The organism is Rufibacter tibetensis (assembly GCF_001310085.1).
Classification (GTDB): domain Bacteria; phylum Bacteroidota; class Bacteroidia; order Cytophagales; family Hymenobacteraceae; genus Nibribacter; species Nibribacter tibetensis.
The window spans coordinates 2,103,850-2,130,389 of record NZ_CP012643.1 but is presented as its reverse complement, the minus strand read 5'-3'; the positions used below and the strand labels follow the sequence as shown (position 1 = coordinate 2,130,389).

At 48.1% G+C, this 26,540-nt stretch carries 18 protein-coding genes; 14 read left to right on the top strand and 4 right to left on the bottom strand.

All coding sequences use genetic code 11. The features are described from left to right. Nucleotides 1-171 precede the first annotated feature (171 nt). A complete protein-coding gene (ileS, locus tag DC20_RS08465; RefSeq protein ID WP_062543431.1) occupies nt 172-3,732 on the top strand; it encodes an isoleucine--tRNA ligase in 3,561 nt (1,186 codons plus the stop codon). Between the two features lie 98 nt (nt 3,733-3,830). Beyond that, complete coding sequence (locus DC20_RS08460; RefSeq protein WP_062543430.1) at nt 3,831-4,448, top strand: lipoprotein signal peptidase; 618 nt, start codon at nt 3,831-3,833, stop codon at nt 4,446-4,448. A 61-nt stretch (nt 4,449-4,509) separates the two neighbouring features. On the opposite strand, the gene DC20_RS08455 is transcribed toward DC20_RS08460, so the two are convergent. Continuing rightward, nucleotides 4,510-5,124, bottom strand: a complete 615-nt coding sequence (locus DC20_RS08455; RefSeq protein ID WP_062543429.1) for a hypothetical protein — start codon at nt 5,122-5,124, stop codon at nt 4,510-4,512. 235 nt (nt 5,125-5,359) lie between these two features. Between DC20_RS08455 and DC20_RS08450 the strand changes: the two genes are divergently transcribed. The 6 genes from DC20_RS08450 to DC20_RS08425 all read left to right on the top strand — a co-directional run bounded on the left by DC20_RS08450 (nt 5,360) and on the right by DC20_RS08425 (nt 13,482). Then, nucleotides 5,360-7,183 carry an ABC transporter ATP-binding protein gene (locus DC20_RS08450; RefSeq protein WP_062543428.1) on the top strand — a complete coding sequence of 608 codons (1,824 nt, stop codon included), beginning with the start codon at nt 5,360-5,362 and terminating at the stop codon, nt 7,181-7,183. 195 nt (nt 7,184-7,378) lie between these two features. Beyond that, the gene (gene rnr / locus DC20_RS08445) at nt 7,379-9,724 is read left to right on the top strand and encodes a ribonuclease R (RefSeq protein WP_062543427.1); all 2,346 of its coding nucleotides are present in this window, start codon (nt 7,379-7,381) and stop codon (nt 9,722-9,724) included. 186 nt (nt 9,725-9,910) lie between these two features. Further along, nucleotides 9,911-10,885 carry a polyprenyl synthetase family protein gene (locus DC20_RS08440; protein WP_062543426.1) on the top strand — a complete coding sequence of 325 codons (975 nt, stop codon included), beginning with the start codon at nt 9,911-9,913 and terminating at the stop codon, nt 10,883-10,885. A gap of 159 nt (nt 10,886-11,044) precedes the next feature. Continuing rightward, on the top strand, nt 11,045-11,665 hold the full coding sequence (locus tag DC20_RS08435; protein WP_316934523.1) for a rhomboid family intramembrane serine protease: 621 nt from the start codon (nt 11,045-11,047) through the stop codon (nt 11,663-11,665). Between the two features lie 93 nt (nt 11,666-11,758). Beyond that, on the top strand, nt 11,759-12,268 hold the full coding sequence (locus DC20_RS08430; RefSeq protein WP_083470279.1) for a fasciclin domain-containing protein: 510 nt from the start codon (nt 11,759-11,761) through the stop codon (nt 12,266-12,268). Between the two features lie 488 nt (nt 12,269-12,756). After that, the gene (locus tag DC20_RS08425; RefSeq protein WP_062543424.1) at nt 12,757-13,482 is read left to right on the top strand and encodes a head GIN domain-containing protein; all 726 of its coding nucleotides are present in this window, start codon (nt 12,757-12,759) and stop codon (nt 13,480-13,482) included. Nucleotides 13,483-13,570: 88 nt separating this feature from the next. Here DC20_RS08425 and DC20_RS08420 read toward each other — a convergent pair whose 3' ends face one another. From DC20_RS08420 to DC20_RS08410, 3 genes are all read right to left on the bottom strand, one after another. Then, nucleotides 13,571-15,886, bottom strand: coding sequence for a patatin-like phospholipase family protein (locus DC20_RS08420; RefSeq protein WP_071885578.1), 2,316 nt, complete (start codon nt 15,884-15,886; stop codon nt 13,571-13,573). A 301-nt stretch (nt 15,887-16,187) separates the two neighbouring features. Then, nucleotides 16,188-17,549 (bottom strand): HTTM domain-containing protein, encoded by a 1,362-nt coding sequence (locus DC20_RS08415; protein WP_062543422.1) that lies wholly within the window; start codon nt 17,547-17,549, stop codon nt 16,188-16,190. A 165-nt stretch (nt 17,550-17,714) separates the two neighbouring features. After that, on the bottom strand, nt 17,715-19,091 hold the full coding sequence (locus tag DC20_RS08410) for a M28 family metallopeptidase (protein WP_245652323.1): 1,377 nt from the start codon (nt 19,089-19,091) through the stop codon (nt 17,715-17,717). A 229-nt stretch (nt 19,092-19,320) separates the two neighbouring features. Between DC20_RS08410 and DC20_RS08405 the strand changes: the two genes are divergently transcribed. From DC20_RS08405 to DC20_RS08380, 6 genes are all read left to right on the top strand, one after another. Continuing rightward, a complete protein-coding gene (locus DC20_RS08405) occupies nt 19,321-20,745 on the top strand; it encodes a Glu/Leu/Phe/Val family dehydrogenase (protein WP_062543421.1) in 1,425 nt (474 codons plus the stop codon). Nucleotides 20,746-20,917: 172 nt separating this feature from the next. Continuing rightward, nucleotides 20,918-21,436: an RNA polymerase sigma factor gene (locus DC20_RS08400; protein WP_062543420.1), complete on the top strand. Its 519-nt coding sequence runs from the start codon at nt 20,918-20,920 to the stop codon at nt 21,434-21,436. Then, nucleotides 21,420-22,061 (top strand): hypothetical protein, encoded by a 642-nt coding sequence (locus tag DC20_RS08395; RefSeq protein ID WP_157593101.1) that lies wholly within the window; start codon nt 21,420-21,422, stop codon nt 22,059-22,061. Before DC20_RS08400 ends, DC20_RS08395 begins: the two co-directional genes overlap by 17 nt. A gap of 809 nt (nt 22,062-22,870) precedes the next feature. Beyond that, complete coding sequence (locus DC20_RS08390; protein ID WP_062543418.1) at nt 22,871-24,358, top strand: DUF5687 family protein; 1,488 nt, start codon at nt 22,871-22,873, stop codon at nt 24,356-24,358. Between the two features lie 37 nt (nt 24,359-24,395). After that, nucleotides 24,396-25,088: an ABC transporter ATP-binding protein gene (locus tag DC20_RS08385; protein WP_062543417.1), complete on the top strand. Its 693-nt coding sequence runs from the start codon at nt 24,396-24,398 to the stop codon at nt 25,086-25,088. Nucleotides 25,089-25,435: 347 nt separating this feature from the next. Then, the gene (locus tag DC20_RS08380; RefSeq protein WP_062543416.1) at nt 25,436-26,485 is read left to right on the top strand and encodes a metal-dependent hydrolase; all 1,050 of its coding nucleotides are present in this window, start codon (nt 25,436-25,438) and stop codon (nt 26,483-26,485) included. The last annotated feature ends 55 nt before the right edge of the window (nt 26,486-26,540 follow it).

Below are 26,540 nucleotides of genomic sequence, written 5' to 3'. Positions count from 1 at the left end.
CCAAACACAAGTCATTTATTGTTTAACTTTGCTTAATTATGCCTTGCGGGAGAGATATTATTTAATCTATGTCGTAAAGCTTTAGCCAGTATCTGCTTTGAGGAATTAACCTTCTTCAGAATTTATACTAGCACAATAGAATAACACCTACCACATCCTATAGACAAAAAGGTGAAGTACAACGAGTATAAACAACTAGACTATGCGGGTCTGGCCGAAGAGGTGAGAGCCTATTGGAAAGAGAACCGCATCTTTGAGAAATCGGTAGAGACCCGGGCGGGTCAGCCGACATTCGTGTTTTATGAGGGACCACCCTCGGCTAACGGGGCACCGGGTATTCACCACGTGATGGCCCGCGCCGTGAAAGATATTTTCTGCCGCTACAAAACCTTGCAAGGATTTCAGGTAGTGCGCAAAGGCGGATGGGATACCCACGGCTTGCCCATTGAATTGCAGGTAGAGAAAGAACTGGGCATTATCAAAGATGACATAGGGAAGACCATCTCGGTGGAGGACTACAATGCCCGTTGCCGCGAGACCGTGATGCGTTTCAAACATCAGTGGGATGACCTCACCGAGCGCATGGGCTACTGGGTAGACCTGGACAAACCGTACATCACCTTTGACAACCAATACATAGAGTCAAACTGGGCCTTGCTCCGGAAACTCTATGACAAAGGCTACCTCTACAAAGGCTATACCATTCAGCCGTACTCGCCTTCAGATGGAACCGGACTCAGCTCCCATGAGCTGAACCAGCCGGGCTGCTACAAAGAAGTGAAGGACACGTCCATTGTGGCGCAGTTTAAAGTCATCAAAGATTCCAAGTCTGATTTTCTTTTCTCTGGGTCTAACGATGGTGTCTATATCCTGGCCTGGACAACCACGCCTTGGACCTTGCCTTCTAACACCTCTTTGGCTGTTGGCGACAAGATTACCTATGTACAGATAAATACCTTCAACCCGTATACCCACCAGCCTGTGAGTGTGGTGTTGGCCAAAGCGCTGGTTGGAAAGTATTTTTCAGACAAGAACAAAGACCTACAGCTTGCTGATTACAAACCCGGAGACAAGGCCATCCCTTTTGAGATTGTACAGGAGTTTACCGGTAAGCAATTAGTGGGCCTTCGGTATGAGCAGCTGATGCCGTATCTGCAGCCGTTCTACGATGCAGACAAAGCGTTCCAGGTGGTGGCCGGAGACTTCGTGACAACCGAGGACGGTACCGGCGTGGTGCATACGTCGCCAACCTTCGGGGCTGATGACTTTAGGGTAGCCAAACAACATGGTATTCCAGCCCTGACCATCAAAGACGAATTGGGCAATGAACTCCCCACGGTTGATCGGAGAGGAAAGTTCATCGACGAGATTGGGGTAAGACTGCAGGAAGGTGTTGCGAAATATAACATCAAAACCCATAAACCACTTGGGCCCGATGACTTCTATGTAAAAAATTACACGAATGAAGATGAAAGCCATCCGGATTACAAGACCACGGATGTCATCATCTCCATCATCCTGAAGGAGGAGAACAAGGCCTTCAAGGTTGAGAAGTACGAGCACACGTACCCGCACTCTTGGCGCACCGATAAACCAATTCTCTATTATCCGCTGGATGCCTGGTTCATCAAGACCACTGCGGTGAAGCAGCGATTGATTGACCTGAACAAAACCATCAACTGGAAACCAGAGTCAACTGGCTCAGGCCGTTTCGGAAACTGGTTGGAGAACCTGGTGGACTGGAACCTGTCGCGCTCGCGCTACTGGGGAACACCGCTGCCTATCTGGCGTACCGAAGAAGGCGACGAGGAAATCTGCATCGGCTCGGTAGCTGAATTGGACCGCGAGATTGAACGCAGCATCAAGGCTGGTGTAATGAATGAGAACCCACTGCGCCAAGCTAAGAAGATAACCGAGAAACCAACCGGAACTCCGGAGGAACACCAAGCCAACACCCTGCTGGAATTTGCCGGCGAGTTTGCCTTGAGCCCGACCGGTACTGAGGAGCCTCGCTCTGAACTCGGCATCACCGATTTCAATTACGAAGGCTTTGATTTGCACCGTCCGTACGTAGACAACATCATCTTGGTGAGCCCGAGCGGCAAACCCATGAAGCGCGAGACCGACCTTATTGACGTGTGGTTTGACTCCGGTGCCATGCCGTACGCTCAATGGCACTACCCATTTGAGAACAAAGATAAATTTGACGCCAACTTCCCGGCTGACTTCATCGCCGAAGGTGTGGACCAGACCCGTGGTTGGTTCTTCACCCTGCACGCGCTGGCCGTGATGTTGGAAGACAGCGTGGCGTTCAAAAACGTAATCGCGAACGGCCTGGTACTGGACAAGAACGGAAATAAGATGAGCAAGCGTCTCGGCAACGCCGTAGATCCGTTTGAGACCATCGGCCGCTTCGGACCGGATGCCACCCGCTGGTACATGATTGTAAACGCGCCACCTTGGGATAACCTCAAGTTCAACCTGGACGGCATCACTGAAGTGCAGCGTCGTTTCTTCGGGACCTTGCAGAACACGTACTCGTTCTTCGCACTGTACGCCAACTTAGATGGTTTCACGTTTGAAGGCGAAGAAGTACCGGTAGCCCAGCGCACCGAAAGTGACCGTTGGATCATCTCTCGCCTGAATACCTTGGTGAAAGAAGTAGCCGGCTACTTTGACGATTACGACCCAACCAAAGCGGCTCGTGCTATCCAGGAGTTTGTTGCCGATGAGCTGAGCAACTGGTACGTGCGCCTGAACCGGAAACGTTTCTGGAAAGGCGAACTGAACCAGGACAAGCAAGCGGCTTACCAAACGCTGTACACCTGCCTTGAAACGGTGGCTAAGTTGGCATCGCCAATTGCACCGTTCTACATGGACCGTCTGTTCCTTGATCTGAACCGTGTAAGTGGCCGCAGCACCGCGGAGTCTATCCACCTGGAGCTGTTCCCGCAAGTGCAGGAAGATTTGATTGATGTGGATTTGGAACAACGCATGCAGTTGGCACAAAGTGTTTCTTCCTTGGTACACTCGCTCCGGAAGAAGCACATGATCAAAGTTCGTCAGCCGCTGAGCCGCATCTTAATTCCGATTTTGGATGAGAAGATGAAGACCCAGCTGCAAGCGGTGGAAGATCTGATTCTCTCTGAAGTGAACGTGAAGAGCCTGGAGTATCTGGAAGACACCACCGGAATACTGGTGAAGAAGATCAAACCCAACTTTAAGCGTCTGGGCCAGGTGTTTGGTCCGAAGTTGAAGTTGGTAGCTGCGCAGATCCAGCAGATGAGCCAGGAAGACATCGCCAAAATGGAGCGTGAAGGATTCTTCGAGATTCCGGTGGAAGATGACACTACCGTGCTGAGCCGCGAAGACGTGGAGATTATGTCTGAAGATATCCCGGGCTGGCTGGTTGCATCAGAAGGAGCCTTGACGGTAGCCCTGGATATCACCATCACAGATGAACTTCGTCTGGAAGGAATTGCCCGTGAATTAGTAAATCGTCTGCAAAACCTCCGCAAAGACAGTGGTTTGGATGTACAGGATAAAATAAGAGTGTTCCTGCAAGATGGCAATGAAGAAGTGGCCGCCGCCGTTCAGGCATTTGGAGGCTATATCTCTGAAGAGGTACAGGCGGTAGAATTGACCTTGGTTCCATCTCTGACTGAAACAGAGGCCGCCGTGCTGGACATGGAAGGTTTTAGTTTGCCAGTACGTTTAGAAGTGGCCCGGTAAGCTTCTTCTAAAAACGAAATAAAATGAAGATTGAACGCCTGCTGTTTTAAGCTGCTTTTTAGAAAAAGGAGCCTGAAACAGCAGGTAAAACCATACTCATGAAGTACACAAAATACTATCTGATTGCCCTGCTGGTAATCGCCATTGACCAGGTTGTAAAAATGCTGGTGCACAACAACATGCAAATGGGCATGCCAGGACAAATACCTGTCTTCGGAGATTGGTTCAAGCTACATTACACTTTGAACCCAGGCATGGCCTTTGGTGTGGAGTTAGGCTCAGCTTATGGCAAAATCATACTGACTGTCTTCCGGATGGTGGCTATGGTAGCAATTGGGTATTTGGTGTACTACCTCGTAAAGCACCGTTACCATTCAGGGTTGGTATGGTGTGTGGGCCTTATTTTAGGTGGGGCCATCGGTAATTTGATTGACAGTGTTTTTTATGGTGTGCTCCTGGACAATGCTCCTTATGGCGTGTCAACTCCCTGGTTACACGGTCAAGTAATAGACATGTTTTACATTGACATATGGGAGGGCATTCTGCCACATTGGATTCCCTTCATTGGTGGAACGCCCATGTCTTTGTGGCCTATTTTCAACGTGGCAGATGCAGCTATCTTCCTAGGAGTGTTGATCATCATCTTCAATCAGAACCGGTTCCTGAACCAGCCACCCGTCAAAGAGAAGCACGAGATAAATATAGTAGAGGCATAAAAGAAGAGGGTTGTCTGGAAAGACAGCCCTCTTCTTTTATGGATGTATTTTGGAAAGCGGCTTAAAAAGAGTAGCCCATGTTCAGACCCAAAGCGAAAATATTGGTTCCTTGTTTATAAAAATACCCTGCAGCACGCATCCCGAAGAACAGGCGGTTGTCATTGAAGAAATCTGTTTCAAATACAGCTTTTCCGCCAAAGTCTTTTTCCCTGATGTGTACGAATACTTCATCAGAGTTTCTACCCGGAGTAGTAATAGTACCTTCAGGAACTTCCCCTCTCGTCAAATTCACTTCTGATCGTCTTCTTATGGCTGGTCCGGCTCCCAATTTTATGGTGTATTTTTTTGTTTCCACCAGATCATAGAAAACAGATGCATCAAACATCACAAAAGCTTTTCTAGAGGTGAAAATGGAACTTTGTTTATCATATCTGGAGGAACTCAGGTATTCTCCAGATAGTGCGAAATGTAAGTGGTCAGTGATTTCACGGGTGTATTGCTGAGAGAACAAAGCCCCACTATTATCATCATCTAAAATATAGGCAAAGCCTACACCTGTTCTAAAGTGGTTAGGATACCGGTGCTGGGCAGTAGCGTCTTGAAGTACAAATAAAAAGAAGAATCCAACAAAAGCTGTCTTTAGGAGAAGGGTCCTTAGGTGGTTGACGTGTTTCATAGAAGAGTATAATATCAGGGAGAAGGATATATAGGGTAAATTCTATAGTTAATACTTAGGTTTAATTATTTAAGTTGTGTCTATAAATAAATTTTAAGTTTTTGGTATCTCTTGGGTAGAAATGCGTTTATACGCATTTTGAAGAGCATAGATTTTCAATTATCGCTACAGGAATAGATAGTAGGGCGCGCTTATCTCATCTATCCTTTACATATACTGAGTAACAGAACGCTTAATGCATATTACCACTCCCTTATTGCAAGTACAAAATCTGAGCATTTCTTTCCATACAAAAGAAGGAAAGGTGCAGGCAGTAAAGGAAATATCCTTTGAGATTAGAAAAGGGGAAGCCGTAGCTATTGTAGGTGAATCGGGTTCTGGTAAAACAGTAACGGCTTTGTCCTTGATGCAGCTTCTGCCACAACAAGCAGTTCTATCATCTGGCCATGCAGTCTTCTCTTCAGAACAACTAAACTCCGTTGATTTGTATAAGCTAGGAGAGAAGCAGTTGCAAAAAGTGAGGGGAAGAGAAATGTCAATGATCTATCAAGATCCAATGTCTTCTCTGAACCCTATCATGTCCTGTGGAAAACAGGTAGCAGAGGCACTCTTAATCCACTTTCCTATTTCTAAAAAAGAGGCTTATTCTCGCACCCTTCAGCTTTTTGAACTGGTAAAGCTTCCACAACCAGAGCGTATGTTCAAGAGTTACCCACATGAATTATCTGGGGGGCAGAAGCAACGCATCATAATTGCCATGGCCATGGCGTGTAACCCAGCCCTCCTGATTGCTGATGAACCAACTACTGCTCTGGATGTAACGGTTCAAGCCAGTATTCTGCAGCTGCTCAACGAACTGAGAGTAAAAAAAGAGATGGCCATGTTGTTCATCTCACACGACTTAAGTGTGGTGGCTCAGGTAGCAGATCGTATTATGGTGATGTACCAGGGTAAGATAGTAGAGGAGGGAACTGTATCTCAAATTTTTGGTGATCCGCAACATCCGTACACCAAAGCTTTGCTTTCCTGCAGGCCTACCATGACTACCCAGCAAGCGGTCTTACCTACCATTTCAGACTTCATGGCAGGGGAAGCTAACAGTACTAATGCGAACGGAACTACTGTACAAGTGCAGCAGGGTACTTCAGTGGAAAACGGAGGACAAAAATCTTCTATATCTACTAATTTACAAGCTACCTCTTCCTCTACTGAGCCCCTGCTGCAGGTACAGGATATCCACGTGGAATTCATGCGTAACAGGGTCTTTGTTTGGCAGAAGAAAGAGCTTTTACAAGCTTTAAGAGGTGTTTCTTTTGAAGTTTTCCCCGGAGAAACCCTAGGCATTGTAGGAGAATCTGGCTGTGGAAAAACAACTCTTGGTCGTACCTTAATACGGTTAATAGAACCCACAAGTGGAAAAGTAGTTTTCAACGGTCAAAACTGGGCTGACTTACCTAAAGAGGAGCTAAGGAGAGCCCGCAAAAACTTCCAGATGATTTTCCAGGATCCTTTCTCGGCTATGAACCCTTACATGAAAATAGGAGAGGCCATTATGGAACCCATGGAAGTACATAAGGTGTTACCTACTCAGCGGGAAAGAAAACAGCGAACTTTAGAATTACTGGAGACTGTTGGCTTGCTTCCCGAACATTTTCATCGTTATCCCCAAGAATTTTCTGGTGGTCAACTGCAACGCATTTCTATTGCGCGGGCATTAGCACTGGAACCTACGTGTATCATCTGTGATGAGATAGTATCATCTTTAGACGTATCAGTACAGGCGCAAGTCCTTAATCTGCTGAACCGTTTGAAGCGAGATTTCAACCTCACATTCCTTTTCATTACCCATGACCTTTCTGTGGCCAAGTTCATGTCTGATCGCCTGTTGGTGATGGACCAGGGCCAGATTGTGGAACAGGGTAATGCCCAAAAAATCTTTTCTTCTCCGCAGCATCCGTATACCCAGGCATTGCTACAGGCAATTCCGTCAGGGGAACTTACTGATATTTTGTCGGCGCAGGAGAAACGAAAAGCGTACAAAGCAAGTATAGACGAATAGGTATATTTACAAAACATCTCCTTATCACGAGCGTTTATACCTCATTTTCCTAAAAACAGGCTTAGAACAGCATATGACAAATGCGTTCCCTCGTAGAAGGAAAGCATGCAATAAAAATTAAATGGCGCTTAGGAAAGTTGCCAGCATTGGTTCTGCTCTTGAGAAAATAGACCAATGAACACTTGACAAGAATTAATGGAAAGAAAAAGAAGAGGTCCGGGCGCAGGAAGAGATTCTGCCCCTAGGTCTACGAATAGCAGAAAAGACAAAGGCGCCCCACGCAGGGGCAAAGATGGCTCTTCAGGAAGACGCAGTGACGGCAGTACCAATGCCGGTGAAGTGTCAAGAGAAGTATTACTGAATATCTTTGGGCAAGAGCCTAAAAAAGTATTTACCTACCGTCAGTTGCACCGCAGGTTGGGCATCGATGACAAAGGAGGCCGTGAACAAGTGTCTGGCCTTCTGAAAAAGATGAGCAAAGGCGGCGAATTAATTTTCCTGCCGGATGACTCCTATATCCTGAATCCTGAGTTCAGAGGAAGCCTGGAAAAAACGTTTGACCGTCCGGAGCGCGGTAGCCGCAGAGAGGCAGAACGCGGAGGCGTAGTCTCCAGAAGAGGAGGTCCTACCATTGTGGGCAAAGTTGATCTGGCCAATGGCCGTCATGCTTACGTGGTGAGTGAAGAAAGCGAGCAAGATATCCGGGTACCGGTAGAGCGACTCATGTTTGCTATGGATGGCGATGTTGTGCGCGTACAACTGCGCCGCAGCCGCCGGGCCAATGAGCGCCCTGAAGGGGAAGTGGTGGAAGTGATTCAGCGTCAGCGAGAGGAGATTGTAGGCCGTCTGGAAATGTCCAAAGGCTACGGCTTCATTGTGCCCGACCAGAAACGCATGTACTTTGACGTTTTTGTGGGGGAGCGCGGCTTAGCCGATGCAAACCACGGCGACAAGGTGCTGGTGAAAATCACTGAGTGGCCGGATGATCCTGAGAAGAAACCTACCGGTGAAATCATTCGTGTCTTCGGGCCGGCCGGGGAGCACAACGCTGAGATCCACGCCATCATGGCGGAGTTCGGTTTACCGTTCGAATTTCCGGAATCGGTTGAAAAAGAGGCGGAGGCAATTCCGGAGGGTATCACCCAGGAAGAGATTGCCAAGCGCCGCGATTTCAGAGACATCACTACGTTCACCATTGACCCCGCAGATGCTAAAGACTTTGATGATGCGCTCAGCGTGCGTCAACTGGAGAACGGCAACTGGGAGATTGGCGTGCACATTGCAGACGTGACCCATTACGTGAAGCCTGACAGCAAACTGGAGAAAGAGGCTTACCGGCGCGCCACCTCGGTGTACCTGGTAGACCGTACCATTCCTATGTTGCCAGAGCGCCTGTCTAACGGCCTGTGTTCTTTGCGCCCTCATGAAGACAAACTCACGTTCTCAGTAGTGTTTGAGATTGATGACAACGCCAAAATCCACGATTACTGGATTGGACGCACTATCATCCACTCAGACCGCCGCTTTGCCTATGAAGAAGCCCAAGAGGTCATTGAAACCGGCGAAGGCGACTTTGCACAGGAAATCCTGAAGCTGAATGAACTGGCTAAGAAGTTTAAAAACAAACGCTTCCAGAACGGAGCCGTGAACTTTGAGACTATTGAGGTGAAATTCAAGCTGGATGAGAACGGCAAGCCGTTGCACCTGTACGTGAAAGAGCGTAAAGACGCACACAAGCTCATTGAAGAGTTCATGTTGCTGGCCAACAAGTACGTAGCCGAGCACGTCTACAAACAACGAAAAGGCAATAAAAAACTGACCATGGTGTACCGTACCCACGGCGCCCCAGACCCGGAGAAATTGATGAACTTCTCGTTATTTGCGCGTAAGTTCGGCTATAAAGTTGAGTTGGAGGAAGGCAAGGACATTTCTAAGGAGCTGAACAAATTAGCTGACCAAACACATGGTAAGCCAGAGCAAAGCGTATTGCAGAGTTTGGCGATCAGAACAATGGCGAAAGCGAAGTACAGCACTGAGGAAGAAGGCCACTTTGGTCTGGCGTTCGCGCACTACTCGCACTTTACTTCTCCAATCAGACGGTACCCAGACATGATGGCGCACCGGTTGATTCACCAGTACAGCGAGAAAGACTTTACCGCCGAGAAGGAGGAATTTGAAGAGCGTAGCCTTCACTCCTCAGACATGGAGAAACGCGCAGCCGATGCTGAGCGGGCATCTATCAAGTTCAAGCAGGTAGAGTTTATCAGTGGCTTTATTGGGCAGCAGTTCAAGGGTATTGTCTCTGGTCTAACAGACTGGGGCATGTACGTAGAGATTGAGGAGAACAAATGCGAAGGCATGGTTCGCCTGGCAGACTTGCAAGACGACTTCTACGAACTGGATGCCGCTAACTACCGCATCATTGGGCAGAACAACAAACGCATCATCTCCTTCGGTGATGAGGTGATTGTAGAGGTGAAAGCCGCCAACATTTTAGAAAGAACCATTGACCTTATCCTTATTGATACAGTAAAGAAGTAAGGTCATGAATAACCGAAAAGCGTTTTTCAGTCTCTTTTACAAAAAGAAGCTGGAAACGCTTTTTTTACATATTTTAAAAACTAAACGCCGTTTCTTTATTTTACCGTAGCTTTGATGGTAGGTAAAGAAGCCGTTTTCTATCTATAAAGTACACTTTTTTATTACGCTTCATTCAATATTATATCTGTGGATATCTCTCAATTCTCGGAACGCATAGACCAGACGCTGTCCACCCTCCAATATGGGCAGACGCCTGAAGAGTTGTACGCGCCAATCCGCTATATGATGGAACTGGGGGGGAAACGGGTGCGTCCGTTGTTGACAGTACTGGGCGCTTATCTCTTCCATGATGATGTGGACAAGGCTATTATGCCCGCCATTGGGGTGGAGGTTTTCCACAACTTTACGCTCATGCATGATGACATCATGGACAACGCTCCGTTGAGGAGAGGCAAGGCCACTGTGCATGAGAAATGGAATACCAGTACCGCCATTTTGAGCGGTGATGTCATGTTGGTGCGCGCCTATGAATTCTTTTTCGGGATTGAGCCTAAGAAACTTCCTACGGCCCTTCAACTCTTCAGTACCTGCGCCGCCCAGGTCTGCGAAGGCCAGCAATTGGACATGAATTTCGAAGCCCGAAAGGATGTGCAGATTGAAGAATACCTGCACATGATTCGGCTGAAGACTGCTGTCTTGCTGGGCTTCAGTTTAGAACTAGGGGCGCTCATCAATAATGCCGCTGCCGAAGATGCCCGTCATCTGAAAGAGTTCGGGATCAATATGGGTATTGCCTTCCAGTTGAGAGATGACCTGCTGGACGTGTACGGTGACCAGGCCAAATTTGGCAAACGCGTAGGCGGCGACATTCTCTCAGACAAAAAGACTTATCTGCTTCTTACTGCCTTGGAACGTTCATCGGCCACTCAGCGCAAAGAACTAGAAAAATGGCAGGACCAGAACAGCCCCCAGAAAGAGCAGCAGAAGGTAAAGGCGGTAAAAGAAATCTATGACGGATTAAACATCCAGAATATTACTCAAAACCAGATTAACCATTACTTCCAGAAAGGCCTGCACCACTTAAATGAAGTGAATGCCTTGAACAGCAAAAAAGAACTTCTTCGGCAGTTGGCTATTCAATTGATTGAGCGGGACAGTTAGGAATTAACTTCCTTTAATTTATGTATAGGGCAATTCTCCAGTTTAGCTGTTTTTCCGCTTCTGTGACCTTGAGCTACCATCACACGAACACTACACATAGCTTTGAGCATGTTTTCCTAAAAAGAGCCTTTAAGCTATTCCATTCTCATTTTCCAGACCATGCCCATCAGTATCACCTTTATCATCATTGCTATCACAGTTTTAATCTCTCTTTTCGCCTGGCGCAGCCAGAGCCTGATGGAGAACTGGGTGCACCATCCGCAGACGGTGGCGCAACATAATGAATGGTGGCGCTTGCTGACCTCGGGCTTTTTGCACGCAGATTTCATGCACCTTTTCTTCAACATGTTCTCTTTGTACATCTTTGGGGGAGTGGTAGAGCAGCAATTCATGGGCGTATTCGGGTTTGCGACGGGAGCAGCTTTGTATGTGGTATTGTATCTGGTGGCCATTATTGTGTCAGATCTGCCCACCTTCTTTAAGCATAAAAATGACAGCCGGTACTATTCCTTAGGGGCATCTGGTGGAGTGGCGGCTGTTATCTTCGCCAGTATCTATTTCAACCCTCTGACAGAGCTTATCATTTTCCCTATTCCTCTTCCTATCAAAGGATATATCTTTGGAGCACTGTATTTGTTCTACTCGTATTACCTAAGTAAGAAAGGCAACGACGGCATCAACCACAGCGCCCACTTTTACGGAGCTGCTTTCGGGTTTCTGGTAAGTATAATTCTGGTGCCGGGCCAAATCCAGAACTTTATTTCTGATATCATTGGGTAAAGCGTTTTGCACTTCTGGTAGAAGTCTTCCTACATCCCTTATTTAAGAAAGCTCGTATACTATTGTAGTACAGCGCTTTTAGATGGAGGGAAGATGGAAAGGTTCTTAAATTATGCGAAGGTTTGTCTGGTGCTATGTTTGTGCCTGTGGGGGCAGCTAAGAACCGATGCACAGTCTTTAACGGCTAAACTGGCGGCAACCGCCAGCATTACCAACCAGAGTCTGGGCGAGGGAATTGCACAAAAGAACCAACTGCTTCTGGATATGGTGACCAAAGCCGGTTTAATGCCGATTTTGTCAAACGGGGAGGAATACACCCTTTTTGCCCCCTCTGCCAGTGCGCTAACCCATCACCAAAATGATTCGCCTGATCAACTCAAAACGTATCTGGAGCAGCATATCGTGAAAGGTAGCCTCACCACAGAAGACCTGAAAGATGGCGCTGACCTGAAGACCATCAACGGAAACAGCCTGCGCATCTGCCGTAAGAAAGGTGAGTTACTAGTGAGCGGGGTAAAACTAGCGAAATCAGATCAACGCTACTTAAATGGCGTATGGCATCAATTAAACGGATCCTTTCAAGCTAGCAAAAGTACCTTTTAAGATATATACATCTGTGAATGTGAGAAAGGGCCACCCATACAGGTGGCCCTTTCTTTTTGCTTTGTAAAAGATAGCCCGAGTTTTAGAGCAGTTCTCTGGAAATCAGCCCTAAAACTCGAGCTAGAAACTGGAACTGACCAGATGTACTTCGCTTCTACTTTGCGTTCAACCACTGAAACTGCCGAAGTCAGGAAGTACCCAATGGCTCTCCGTTGCTGAAGTTTCTGGGTGCATTCGCTGGTGACACATCAAGCAGTCTGCTCATATAGTACTTCATTTTGAAAAGCACCTTGGAAAACTCAAACCCCGCGATCAAAGGGGAGCATTTCTATTTTTATGACAGTTGAACTACTTCCTAGTGGGTAAAGAAGTAAGGAACGAGCTACTCAGTAAAACTGCTGCATCTTCAAATAGACAAAAAAATGCACCTATAAAAGCAACCATTAGTAGTGCCAGTCCATCTTTAGATTGAAATTAATGCTACTTCCATGAAAAAAACTACCTTCTTTTCTTTACTGGCTGTGTTAGCCCTATTTGCTTCTTTGTCTTCTTTCAAAGTAAGCGTGCGCATGGTTGCCGATGAGCAAACCCGAAATGTAGGTCCTTTCCAGAAAATAGGGCTAGCGTACCCCGCAAATGTGATCCTGCGCCAAGGCAGTACCCACAGTGTGAAGGTAGAAGGAGATGCAGAACAGTTAATACAACTGGTAACCGAGGTGCAAAACGGTAAACTCAACATCAGGAGAAAAGACCATGACAACAATAACAACTGGTCTTCAGGCAAGAAGCGAGTGACCATCTACATCACCGTTCCGCAGATAGAGGCTTTGTCTGTGAGTGGTTCTGGCAAGATCAAAGGGGAAGGTACCTTCAAAAGCGCCTCTATGGATTTGGCAGTAAGCGGATCTGGAAATATCCAGTTAAACGCGAACGTAGACAACCTTTCTAGCCGCATCTCAGGTTCTGGAAGTATTGAGTTGCAAGGCACAGGCAAGCAAAGCACCATCTCGGTAAGTGGCTCCGGCTCTATGAAAGGATATGCATTTAAAACCAATGATGCCAAAGTAAGCATTAGCGGTTCAGGTTCTTGTGAGATCAACGCTACCACTTCGTTGAGGTCCAGCATCAGTGGAAGCGGCAAAGTATCCTATGAAGGTAGCCCAAGCGTAGATAGCCGGGTGAGTGGTAGTGGCTCTGTGAAAAAACGCAGCTAGCAGAGTTGAGACCAAATTCTGTTTAGGGGCTACTTTTTAGAAGGTAGCCCCTAAACAGAACCCTTGATGGTTTTTCTGAAAGCAGATATTATTGGAGGGTTCGGCCTCTAAATAACAGGAAGCCTACGTGCCCGAAGACACTCCATCGGTTTTCATTATCGTCATAATGGATGAAATGCAGGGCAGCCGGACCAATGGGTAATTGCATGATGATGCCAGTACTAGCAGTTAGCCTGGGCCGGTCAAAACCTTTGGCCCTGATGGCTTGTTGCATGATTCCTTCTTCCAGGGGTCTGTGGATAAGGTGCGTGAAGGCCTCGGTCCGCCATTCAAATTTGGCGAACAAATTCTGTGAATAACGCAAGCCTGCCGCAGCATAACGGGAAGAACGGTACGTATCCAGAAACAACGTGCGGGAGTCTGGCAGTGGGTTAAAAACCGGGGAAGAGGTAAGCGATGACCGGTAGTTAGAGAATAGATCCTGCGTGCTGATTACCCCTTCAAAGAAGTATCCCCAGCTGCTTCTATCATTGTTGAAAGGATAGTAGCCCTCATAGGTAGCCGAAAACTGCAGCCACTTGTGGTCTTCTGTTCTACCTTCGGTCATCAGAGACGTGGAACCTGGTTTATAGGCTTCTTCTCCCATTACTGCGCGTACTCCCAGCACTGCCCGGTGCCCACGGGTGGAATACATTTTACGGTTCAGGGAGTTGCGTTCAAACCGGAAGGCACTGGTCAATCCCACAAAGTCGGTCTCGTCTAATTTATCATCAGAAGAAACGTTTTCCACATTGGCGTACTCGTCTTCATTGGAGAAATAAGCTCCATCAATGACAAACCTGCTTCTGAAGTTATGGCTAAAACCCGTCTGCAGTCCTAACTTGAAATCGCGTTGGCGCACCTGGGTGCTGGCGGCATCTCTATCCAGGAAAGTTTTGGTTCCCTGGTAATTAACACTGCTGTACATGACTGAAGGTTCTATGTAGAAAGGCACGCGCGCGGGCACATTCAGGCGTATGCCAAACTGGCCTGCTGAATAGAACCTGCCTAAGTTGGCATTAAGCCCCACTGTGTATAACAGACGGTTTAAGTAGCGGTACTCCAGGCCCACGTAGAGGTTATCAACAGGACGAGTACTGAACACAGCACCAACCTCCGCTGTGGCATTGTTGCTCTGCTGGGCGTCAATGCTGAGCACATAGCCCCTGGCGGTACTGTCATATTGAATACGTGGGTAAATGCCCCTGAAGAAGTCATTGGCGGCTAAGCGGTAATAGCCTTCTTCAATTTCATCTATGGTGTACTCATCACCTCTGCGCAGAAAGAACCTGCTTACATACTTGTTTTGGTTTTCTTTGAGGCCCTGCACCTGAACTCTGGCGAACTGGGGTGGAGGAGCTTGTTTCTGGAAAGCTGCCCTTCTATGCGCTAATTGCACAGAGTCTTCTTCCCGTTTAATCCGTTGTTTCAGTTGTGGTAATTTAGCTTCGGTAGACTTTACGCCAATGTCAATAAGGTCTTTCACCTTCGCGAAGTCTGTGGTGCCGTAGCCCTCCAGATCAGGCTGAATCAAAATGCCATTAGGACCTACGGCGAGTGTATCAGCTACATCAAAACTCAGGAAAATAAGCGAACTGCCCAGCAACTCATCATCTTTGTCTGTGGGGTATTTCTTAAAAGAAACATCGCCCACGTTAACACCAATGATAACATCGGGCTTAAACTCTGAGCGCATGACATCGGTAGGGAAGTTGTTGAAAAGGCCTCCATCAAACAGATAGCGGCCATCTGACTGCCGAATAGGCCTAAACGCCAGCGGAACCGCCATGGAGTTCCGGACGGCATCTGCGAGAGATCCCTTGCGTTGCACAATCTGCTGCCGGGTGAAGATTTCGGCGGTAAGCGCCCTGAAGGGCACGAAAAGCTTATTGAAATCATATTTTGCAATGGCACTCCCCGCAGCCAAGGTAGAAGCCAGTGCGTAGTTGAGGTTCACATCACTGATGAGACCCCCGGTGGTCTGTACTTTCAGGCTTGACTGTAGTGTAAGGGGCAACCGCAAAGCGGCAGGAGAAGGGTCTAAGCTGAAGTAGTTAAAGGCACGGTCTTCCAGTTGCCGGCCAGAAACCCAGTACTGGAACTTGGGCGATAAGACCAGGTCTTCTATGTCCTGGGGTGAAAAGCCTGCCGAATACAAAGAGCCCACCACGGCGCCCATGCTGGTGCCCACAATGTAGTCTATGGGGATTTTGTTTTTCTCCAGAACTTTCAGAACCCCCACGTGGGCCAGGCCTTTGGCGCCACCGCCGCTCAATACAACTCCTACTTTCTGCGCAGAGGTCTCTACAGAAAGCAGCAATAGAAAAACTAATAGAACCCTTAAGTGAGATAAGAGTGTAGGCATATAAAAAATTAGAATGAAGGTAAATAGACGGATTGCGTTTGCTCTGTAGCCTTGAGCCAAACAGTGATTTTGTGTTACTACTTTGGAAAGGTAACACTAATTAAGGCTTTAAAATCATAAGCAAAGCCGCTTACGTGCACTTACTTAAATAGGTTAGAAAAGTTGTTCTTACGTCTCCTGTTTCACAGATGGATTAGAAGAATTCGGTGTTTCTTTCCCATTTTCTACAAAGAACCGCTGAAACTAGTTGGTGCTATGCTTTTTCACAGGCAGGTTCAGTGTTGGGTTAGTTATTATAGAATTATTTATTCTCCTGCAGAGGTACCACCCAGGGAGAGGGGGTGTGTGGTTGCCACGGCACTGCCGCTAAATTGACAGTAGAGTCTACCAGTAATTGAGAAGGGCGTTGATTGAGGCTGACGCTGGTATGCGCAAATACCTCCACCTCTGAAAAGCCCATGTTTTTGTATTTACGGGCCAGAAACTGACTATATTGCCAAAGCAGGTCTGGGCGGGTTGCCACAACACGGCTCTGCTTTGGTGTAAGGTGCTCACCGGGGTTTTCCCAAAAGACCTTGCCGTCAGCCACCACTTTATACTGCGCATACCCAGATTTGGAACGCAGCATCATGTGCCAGGACATCCGGTGACCTTCTTCGGTCCAGTTGGTGTTTCCCGGAAACCAGAATTGCCGGAGGGGCAGCACCACCTGTATTAAAAGATGAAGGCCTAAAAGCAGAAACAACGCTTTTTCTCCTGTACCTAAAACCGGGACAGAAGATGCCTGTGTAGAAAGTACTGGTTTCCGACGCAGGAACCTTCTCCTGATCGTTTCAGGCGGAAAGAAGAAGAGGCACAAGGCTAATGCCAGATATGGGAAGATGCCAATGTGGAACACCGCTGAATTAAACCCATGGAAGAAGATAGCTATGAAAAACGCCCAAATACGAGTGCGGCGCCAGAGCAACAGCGGTACAATCAACAAGTCAAAGAAAATGCCGCCGTAAACCACCAGTTTTTGAAACCACGCCTGCTGCAGAAGTCCGCCAATGAGCCAAAAGTGGCTTTTGGCTGCGAACCACACTTTGATAGGAGCGCCAGCCAACCAATCTACATTTATCTTGGCAATGGCGGCATAGGTATAGACAATCCCCATCTGGGCCACAAAGATCAACAGGCACCAGCGCGGGCAGGAAAGCGACTGTAGAGAGGGCTTGCGTTTCACATCCAGAGACGCATACCTGTGCGCGGGAAGCAGCATCATCAAAAAGCACAGCACCAGCAGCAGGTAATAATGGTTGTTGTAACTGGTTTTCTGCATGAGGTAGCAGCCCCACCACAACAAGGTAAAAGCAGTAATACTGGCCCTGTAATACAGCCCCACCATTACCAGCAGTCCAAGCAGCGCCATGGCTCCGTAATAAAAATACATGCCATTGCCCGGGAGCGGCTTCAGCCATTCAAACCCAATAAAGGGAAAGAACACCGTAGGCTCTATCATGTTCTTCTTCACCCAGCCGGTAGCGATAGCCCCTGCCGTTTCCAGAAACAAAAGCAGCCCAAATAACCACCTGAATACCACCAGCGGCGCATTGTCTACCGGTTGCCGGAGCCACGTTAGAAGGGAGGGTTTTGGAGTTGGAGCAGTTGTAGCAGAGTGCATATGTAATATTACAAGTTTAGTCTTAAACAGGTAAACCAAATTTTCACCCTACGCAGCTTTTTGAAGAATTTGGAACAGGTACTTATGAAAGAGAACAAGCTCAGTGGTAAATACCGCTGAGCCTGTTTCTTGAGGATTTTCTGAAAATGGGCCTAATACTGGTTCTTATCTGATAGGTTTCGGCATCACGGGTAAACTCTCGTGGCCCTCGGCATCTACCGCCTGTACCGCGAAGAAGTAGTTGTCTTTAGAGTAAGGCAGGGTAGTAGTAGTGCCTTCCACGTAGATTTTCTTCTCCCACATAGGCGCTGAGGTTTCCCGCATTAAAATGTAGTAACCAGTTGGTCTTTCCCCTTTGGTTGGGGCTTTCCAGCGCAGTTCAGTCTGGTTGGTCAGGTTGCTGGTCACCACGCCCACTTCTTCTGGTGAGGCAGGTGCCAGGGCCAGATTCGCCAGGGTAGCCAGGTTCATAGCCGTATTCTTGCGCACGTATTCATAATCTACGTGCTCCGGGAAGTCACCGTAGTTGATGCCATTCTCAGTGCGCACGTTTTGGTGCTGGTAGCGGTAGTTCTCGTTCATTTCACACACCCTGATGGCCGTGAAACCTGCCTGGCTGAAAGGGGTATGGTCGCCGCCACGTAGGAAACGGTCAGTGCGGTAGTTCAGGACTACTTCCAGCTGGGGCACGTAGCGGGCTGTCATTTCTTTCATGTAACGGGCCAGTTGGCGGCTACGGCTGTCGTTCTCGCCACCGGTGCTTTTGCGCATGGCTGTCATTTCTGGGGTTTCAAATGCCGGTACGCCTTCAGAGAAGATCCGCACGCGGGTGTTGTCTTTAAGGTTGGTTTCGTCTGAGAAGGAGTTGCCAATCATGTCATTGTTGAGCATGGCTACCAGGTTCCAGTTCTCTTTCTTGGCGCGATCAGCCAGGTGTCTGGCTCCGTAGAGGCCTTGCTCTTCGCCCTGCACGCACACAAAAATGATAGTAGCCGGGAACTGCTGTTTGGCCATGACGCGGGCCAGTTCAATTACGGCGGCAGTGCCGGACCCGTCATCATTCGCTCCCGGGGCTTTACCTTTCGCGTCCATCACATCGGTGTTGCGGGAATCTATGTGGCCGCTGACAATGAACACCCGGTCGTCATTCGGGTCGGTGCCTTTGAGGGTAGCCATTACGTTGGCCATTTCCACATCTTCTTTGATGCGGCGACCATCGGCTTTCACGATGTATTTGTCCTGGGTCACGGTCATGCGACCACCGGAGGTGGCAGCGGCTTTCTGCATTTCGGCCTCAGCCCAGTTGCGGGCGGCGCCAATGCCCTTTTTCTTGTCTTTGACGGTGCTGAGTGAGTGGCGGGTTTCAAAGCTCACCAAGCCACGTACCAGGCGCTCCAGTTCTTGGGCAGACACCTGCTCGGTCATGGTTTTGATCACCGGATCGGTCTTCACGATGGCTTGCGCCGAGGTAACGTTGGAAAAAAAAAGTAAACCCATCGCAGCGGCACCTGCGCGGGCAAAAGAAGGAAAAGAAAGAAACATAATAATGTGTTGTTTGCTTGTAGGTGTGTTCTGTCCCGTAATTTCCGTAATATTCCGCAGAAACCAATAAAAATGACCTTCTTAAGGAGGGCAAAACCGCTTTAGGCCCGTTTTACGGAAAGCACGCTTAAAGAGGGAGGGCAAATTGTTCTCCGTGGAACATTTTTAGAGGTAAGCAACGTGAGCTAGCGTTAGTACGTTTTAGACAGAACCACCAATTGCAGAAAATATGAGCCAAACCGTTTCACCCGGCAAAGAATTTCTGGACAGCGTCCATTATTACTTTGACCAGGCTGCCCAGCATTCTAAACTACATCCTGGTATAATCTCGCAGATTAAGATCTGTAACAGTGTCTATAAAGTAAACTTCCCGGTAGAGGTAGACGGACAGATACAGGTATTTGAAGGAATACGGGCCCAGCATAGCCAGCATAAGCTGCCTACCAAAGGCGGGATCAGGTACAGTATGCACGTAGATGAAGACGAGGTAGTAGCCCTGGCTACCCTTATGACCTTTAAATGCGCCGTGGTTGACGTACCGTTTGGCGGTGCCAAAGGCGGTGTGAAAATTAACCCCAGAACGTCCTCTGTGGAAACACTGGAGCGGGTTACCCGCCGTTTTGCCTCAGAACTTATAAAGAAAAATCTTATTGGTCCGGCCGTTGACGTGCCTGCGCCAGATTACGGAACCAGTGGCCGTGAAATGGCCTGGATCGCTGATACCTACCATGCTTTCAAATTTGGTGAAACCAATGCGCTGGGCTGCGTAACCGGTAAACCGGTGGGCCAGGGCGGAATCAGGGGCCGGAACGAAGCGACCGGGTTAGGTATCTTCTTCGGCCTGCGGGAAGCTTTGCATGACAGCGCCGTTCTTCAGCCTTTAAACCTCAGCAGTGGGGTAGCGGGCAAGCGCATCATCATCCAGGGGATAGGAAACGTGGGCTACCACGCCGGTAAATTCCTGCAGCAAGACGGTGCCATTATCATTGGCGTAGCCGAGCGCGAAGGCGGTATTTTCAATCCAGATGGTTTGGACATTGACAGCATCTTTCATTACCGGAAAGACAACGCCACCTTTCAGGGTTACCCGGGCGGTACGTTCATTAACAACTCCGTAGAAATGCTGGAGTACGACTGCGATGTGCTGTTACCGGCAGCCCTGGAAAACCAGATTCACATTGGTAACGCAGAGCGCGTCAAAGCCAAAATCATTGCCGAAGGTGCCAACGGCCCTATCACCCAGGAAGCAGAACGTATCCTGCATGCCAAAGGGGTAGTGATTCTGCCAGACTTGTACCTGAACGCCGGTGGGGTAACTGTCTCCTATTTTGAGTGGCTTAAGAACTTGTCAAACGTGCGCTTCGGGCGGATGGGAAAACGTGCTGAGGAAGCCAGTCTGAAACGCTTGGTGAACACCATTGAGCAAACTACTGGCAAGAGCCTTAGCGCAGAAGAAAAGACATTGATCATTCACGGTGCCGATGAGAAAGACCTAGTGTATTCTGGTTTGGAAGACACCATGATCACGGCCTACCAGGAAATGCGCGAGGTAACACACCAAATCAAAGCCATTACAGACTTGCGTACGGCCGGTTTTTATGCCGCTATTGAGAAAATAGGCGTGAGCTACCAGTCCTTGGGTATCTTTCCGTAAGGGCAGGGGCTACGGCCTATATATCATTCCCTTTCCAACCCCGTTTGAGTTCTGTTTTTGAAAAACAGAACTCAAACGGGGTTCTTTTTAAGCTGCTGTTTCGTTTTTCAGGGGAGTAGTGTAATTTACCTGTAGGCTTAGCTACTAATACTTCAAACCTTTACGTACTACGTTGGAGAATCCGGCCTTACGCGCAGAATTTGTGAAGCTCATTGCCCAGGATCAGGCCCTGATCCATAAGGTGTGCAGCATGTACTGCCGAGACCCCGAGGAGCGGAAAGATTTGTTTCAGGACATAGTGCTGCAACTCTGGAGGTCCTATCCTACGTTTAAGCACGAGTCTAAGGTAAGTACTTGGATGTACCGGGTAGCGCTGAACACCGCTGTCTCCAGTTTCCGGAAAGATATTCGCCGCCCCCACTACGGTTCTCTCTCAGACATGGACCTGCAGATTCCGTCCGCGCCAGATACCTCTGCTGAGTATGAATTGAAAATCAAATACCTCTACGCCGCTATTGACCAGCTCTCTCAGGTAGAGAAGGCCATTGTGATGCTGTACTTAGAAGACCGAAGCTACGATGAAATGGCCGAGATCATTGGAATCACCAAATCAAACGTAGGCGTGAAGTTGAACCGCATCAAAGCGAAATTAGAGAAGTTGTTAACACCCGTGTATGATGAAATTAGATAGCCTCAAAGACACCTGGAAGCTGTATGCTGCCCAAGCCGCTGCCGCCCACCAGGTGACCGAGCACGAGATTGCAGGCCTGCTAAAAGCCCGTACAGAAAATGCCGTCACCACCCTCAAGCGGAACATCTACTTTGAATTGGCGGTGCAGGTTTCTACTATTCTGGTGGCGGGCGCAGGGGCGATTTTCTTTAAGGAAGACCCGGCATTTCAGGCGCTATGTGTAGTGGTAATGGTGGTATGTCTGCCGTTTCTGGGCTACTTCTGGGCCCGACTATCTTATATGAAGGGTCTGAACGTAACTACCGCTAACCTGCGGGCCACCTTAGGCAACCTGATAGAAATGCTCACCGGCCTTACCAAGCTCTATTTTTGGACGAACATGCTTTTGGCACCCATTGGTCTGGCCGCCGGGCAGTTGGCTTATCTGAAGCTCGCCAAAGGCATCAGTATCTCTAACCTGCCTTGGGAGCAAATGTATTTGCGGTTGATCATCGGTTTTGTGATAGGGGCGGTGCTAGGGTATTTCTTCCTGAAGTGGTACATCAAGAAAATGTTTGGCGACCAGTCGAAGTCGCTGAAAGAAGCCTATTGTGAGTTGGAGAGTTTGGAAGTAGCAGCGGCGTAACTACTTGGTTTTTGCTTTATCCTCTTAAATATAGTAAAGCGTTTTAGGTCGATTTTTCTACAAGGAGACTTAAAACGCTTTCTTGTTAAGGGCGTGTAGTTTGCCGTTGCTGGCGTAGCTGCTGCTTGTCTCGAGGCCCTTTGCTTGGTCTTTGCATAGCTGCCCTTCGTGCGCTCACGGCCGCGAGGCCCCGTCTTCCCCTCTCGCACTGCCCTTTCGGCCTGAGATGTCTGCTCTACTTAGCTTCTGCCTATCTATGGCCAAAAGCGAGGCGCTCGACGGGAAGACTAGAACTGGGGAAAGTAGCAATACCTTTTTCACTTAATCTTCTTGCTTCTCTTTACATGGTTCAAGTCTGTGACTTGGACCTACCTTGATCTGAAGTTTGTAACTTCAGTGGGGCGATAGCCCCAAAATAGATGCTGGGAAATACATCCAGTCGACGGAAGTAAACAATTTTCTAGCTGAATCCCTCCGTTGAAAGGGGCAAGTTTACACTAGTAGATTACTCGTCTTAACCTACTCTCAAGTCTAAGTTTAACCTCAGAGTTCTACAGCAAGACACTACCTCTATTTTGAGCCTGTATTTCGCAAACCTCTTCTAAAGCATGCTCCCTTTAAGAGCATGAATACTCCTCATCAGTATTAACGATGAAATTTCCTTTAATCCTATTCTCTAAGACATGGGCGCTTTAAGCCTGCTTTCAGAAAACTGAGCCAAAAAAGAGAAATAGGAAGGATAGTGCTGTAATATTTAGGAAGTTCTGCAGACTAATGGCAAAGCAAGGCTCCTTAACAGTCCTACCTTTATGATAAGATTATTGCTTTCTCACCAATGGAAAGAGGCTACCCGTTCTAGTGTGTGGCAGAAGAACCTGGCAATCAATCTCGTCTTGGGCTTCTTCATGCTGTTTATGCTGCTCTATGTGGTGGTGCTCAGTCTTTTCATGGACAAAATCATTACCGAACTATTGCCAGACAGAGATCCAGTGGAGGTAATCAATGGGGTACTGCTCTATTATTTTCTGGTAGACTTAGCCTTGCGGTTTTTCATGCAGGAACTGCCGGTGCTGGGCATTCAGCCCTACCTGCACTTGCCCGTGGGCAAAGGCAAATTAGTACATTTCGTGCTTTGGAAGTCCATTACCAGTCTGTTTAATTTCTTGCCTTTGCTGCTGTTTATTCCCTTCGCACTTAAAGTGCTGCCCGATGTTTATGAAATGGGCGGAGCCTGGTTGTGGGTGATAGGCCTTTTCCTGCTTACTCTGGTCAACAACTTTCTAACCCTTTACTTCAAGCGGCAACTGGTAGAAAAACCATTGGCTACGCTGGGGTTCCTGCTGGCCATGGTAGCGTTAGCCATGCTTGATTACTTAGATTATATTTCTCTAGGCAAAGCCTCCGGCGTCTTCTTCAACGCCTTGGGGAATAACCCGATTTGGGTGCTGGTGCCAGTAGCCTTGCTGGTGGGAATTTACCTGGTGAACTACCGGTTCCTGATTGCGCATACTTACCCAGAGGAGATGCGCATCCGGAAGCAATCTAAAGTGGGCGACTCTGCTGAGATTGGTTTCCTGCAACGCTTTGGTGAACTAGGCACACTCATTGGCTTGGAACTGAAACTGATTCTGCGCCACAAACGTCCGAAGTCCACCACCATGATGTCCATCTTATTTCTGGCGTATGGGTTTATGTTTTATACCAGTAAAGGGTACACCAACGGGTTTGCAATGCTCATTTTCCCGGGTGTTTTCATGACCGGTTTCATGATGCTGAGTTACGGACAGTTTGTGCCGGGCTGGCAAAGTGCCCATTTTGATGCCCTGCTCACTAAACGCCTTAGTCCTTATACCTTCTACCTGGCTAAATTCTGGATGTTTGTACCAGGTTGTACTGCGGCCTATCTCATTACCCTTTTGTATGGGTTCATGCCCGGCATTGGTGGAAAGATCATGTTGATCAACACGGCCTGCTTCCTCTACAACATTGGCGTGAACACGTTTGTGGTGCTCTATCTGAGTACGTACAACAAGAAGCGCATTGACCTGAGCAAGAGTGCTTCCTTTAATTGGCAGGGGGTGGGTGCCTCGCAGTTCATCATGATGCTGCCCGCCTTGTTGCTGCCTATTTTGATCTACCTGCCCTTCGGGCTGATGGGAAATCCCTGGTGGGGAATTGCGGCCATGGGGTTAGTAGGCGTGTTAGGGTTCATCTTCCATAAGCAGTTGCTAGGTGTGGTGGTGAAGCGCTTCCAGCAGGAGAAATATGCCATCGCCGCCGGGTTCCGCCAAGCGTAGTTTACCCCTTGTTTTCAGAAAAATAGCCTTAAACGATATGATAGAAGTACGCGACCTCCAAAAGAACTACAACGGCGTAACGGTGGTGAACATACCGGGTGTGACCGTGCAGAAAGGCGAAACCATTGGGCTGGTAGGCAACAACGGAGCAGGCAAGACCACGTTCTTCCGGATGATCCTGGACCTGATCAGGCCCACCCATGGCCAGGTGTTCAGCAAAGGCGAAAACGTGCGCTCTACCGAAGACTGGAAACAGTACACCGGCTCGCACCTGGACGAAGGCTTCCTGATCGATTTCCTGACACCAGAGGAATACTTCAATTTCATTGGCAAACTGAACGGGTTAACTCCTGGCGATGTGCAAGCCTTCTTAGACCGGTTCAGAGACTTTTTCAACGGCGAGATTCTGGAGCAACGCAAGTACATCCGGGACTTCTCTAAAGGAAACCAGAAGAAAGTAGGAGTAGCGGCCGGCGTTATGTCAGATCCTGAGTTGTTGATCCTAGATGAGCCCTTCGCCAACCTGGACCCTAGCTCCCAGATCCGGCTCAAGAGCTTATTGAAAGACCTGAAGCGCCAGGGCATGACCCTGCTTATCTCCAGCCACGACCTTAGTCACGTGATTGAGGTGTGTGACCGCATTGTGCTGCTGGAGAAAGGCCAGGTAATTGAAGACATGCAAACTGATGAAACCACGCTTCAGCAACTTGAGAGTTATTTTACAGTTTAGTTGTTTAAGTTTACTATTTGTTTGAAAATTGATTGATAATTTCTATTATTAAGTTAAATATTTTATATTTCTAAGCAGTTTAAGCTAAACCTTTTAAAAACCTACCAAGATTTACTCAGCAGTAGGCCAACCTTAATAATCTATCCTATAATATATTCTTTACCCTATTTAACATTCTATACTTTTAAGCTCAAGGCGAGGAAAAGCTATGCTAGAATTAGTCTATTCATGCATGGAATTCCCTCGCTTTTTATTTTTACCATTGATCCTTCCATTGTTCTTTTAAGGAAAACGGCTCGTAAACGTCCTGAGGTTCTTGTGTGTAAAGAGAAACTCACAAAAATCACATGGATTTACTCACGCACGCTGCCTTAGGAGCCTGTCTTGGCGAGATCATGCTTTCCAAGAAGCTGGGGAAGCGGGCCTTGCTTTGGGGAGCGGTAGCCCAGAATCTGCCAGACATTGATGTAGTAGCGGCTCTTTGGCTGCATCCTTCAGAAAATCTGTTGGTACACCGCGGAGGCACCCACTCTTTTCTGTTTGCTTTCATAGCAGCGGCAGTGTTGGCTTTAGTGGCTGGTAGGTGGCATAAAAAGCGGCAGATTCCCTGGAGCACGTTTTTCATGTTTTTTGTGGTGCAGCTCTTTATTCATGATTTACTGGATACCTGCAATGCCTATGGTACTGGTTTGCTGGAGCCGTTTAGCCAGGAGCGTTTTTCCTTTCATCTGCTGTACGTGGCAGACCCGCTTTTCACGCTGTGGCCGTGTCTTGGTTTGCTGGCGCTGCTGTTTCTGAAGATAGACAAATCTTATCGGACCCGTTGGGCTTTGATAGGGCTGGTGCCAGCAGGCTTGTACTTGTTATATGCCGTTTCCAATAAATCTCAGGTAAAGTCACAGATAGAAGCCTCTTTGGCAAAACAGCAATTGCCCTATACAGAAGTATTGCTGACCCCTAATCCGTTTACAACCTGGCTCTGGTACGCGGTGGCTTTTAGTGAGAATGGCTATTACGTAGGCCATCGTTCTGTCTTTGCTCCTGAAGAAACCCAAACCAACTTTACCTTTTTCCCCAGAAAAGAAGAACTTTTGACCTCGGCTACTAACCCAGCAGAAGTGCAGGAACTGAAACGCTTTGCCGATGGCTTTTACACCGTAGAGCGTTGGAATGATACTCTGGTGTTTAATGTGCTCAGGTACGGCCAGATGCTGGGCTGGCAAAGCCCCCAAGGCCGGTTCACGTTCCATTATTTCCTAAATCCGCCGGGAGTAGACAACAAACTGGTGATGCAGCGGGGACGCCTGAAGGGCTGGAACCAGGAAACGCTGCAATATATGTTCCGAACAATTTTTATGGTGCCTGAGAAAACACCAAGGGTAACCACTGAGAAATAATATATTCTATGTAAAGCAGCTTCTTTCTGGGTTGATGGTGACGGGGCATTTTGAG

What these genes read in the sequence shown, in the direction of transcription:
- DC20_RS08390 (WP_062543418.1), top strand. Translation starts at nt 22,871, where the DNA reads ATGATAAGATTATTGCTTTCTCACCAATGGAAAGAGGCTACCCGTTCT.
- DC20_RS08435 (WP_316934523.1), top strand. Translation starts at nt 11,045, where the DNA reads ATGCCCATCAGTATCACCTTTATCATCATTGCTATCACAGTTTTAATC.
- DC20_RS08460 (WP_062543430.1), top strand. Translation starts at nt 3,831, where the DNA reads ATGAAGTACACAAAATACTATCTGATTGCCCTGCTGGTAATCGCCATT.
- DC20_RS08450 (WP_062543428.1), top strand. Translation starts at nt 5,360, where the DNA reads ATGCATATTACCACTCCCTTATTGCAAGTACAAAATCTGAGCATTTCT.
- DC20_RS08430 (WP_083470279.1), top strand. Translation starts at nt 11,759, where the DNA reads ATGGAAAGGTTCTTAAATTATGCGAAGGTTTGTCTGGTGCTATGTTTG.
- DC20_RS08385 (WP_062543417.1), top strand. Translation starts at nt 24,396, where the DNA reads ATGATAGAAGTACGCGACCTCCAAAAGAACTACAACGGCGTAACGGTG.
- DC20_RS08420 (WP_071885578.1), bottom strand. Translation starts at nt 15,886, where the DNA reads ATGCCTACACTCTTATCTCACTTAAGGGTTCTATTAGTTTTTCTATTG.
- DC20_RS08425 (WP_062543424.1), top strand. Translation starts at nt 12,757, where the DNA reads ATGAAAAAAACTACCTTCTTTTCTTTACTGGCTGTGTTAGCCCTATTT.
- rnr (WP_062543427.1), top strand. Translation starts at nt 7,379, where the DNA reads ATGGAAAGAAAAAGAAGAGGTCCGGGCGCAGGAAGAGATTCTGCCCCT.
- DC20_RS08380 (WP_062543416.1), top strand. Translation starts at nt 25,436, where the DNA reads ATGGATTTACTCACGCACGCTGCCTTAGGAGCCTGTCTTGGCGAGATC.
- DC20_RS08410 (WP_245652323.1), bottom strand. Translation starts at nt 19,091, where the DNA reads ATGTTTCTTTCTTTTCCTTCTTTTGCCCGCGCAGGTGCCGCTGCGATG.
- DC20_RS08405 (WP_062543421.1), top strand. Translation starts at nt 19,321, where the DNA reads ATGAGCCAAACCGTTTCACCCGGCAAAGAATTTCTGGACAGCGTCCAT.
- DC20_RS08415 (WP_062543422.1), bottom strand. Translation starts at nt 17,549, where the DNA reads ATGCACTCTGCTACAACTGCTCCAACTCCAAAACCCTCCCTTCTAACG.
- DC20_RS08395 (WP_157593101.1), top strand. Translation starts at nt 21,420, where the DNA reads ATGATGAAATTAGATAGCCTCAAAGACACCTGGAAGCTGTATGCTGCC.
- DC20_RS08455 (WP_062543429.1), bottom strand. Translation starts at nt 5,124, where the DNA reads ATGAAACACGTCAACCACCTAAGGACCCTTCTCCTAAAGACAGCTTTT.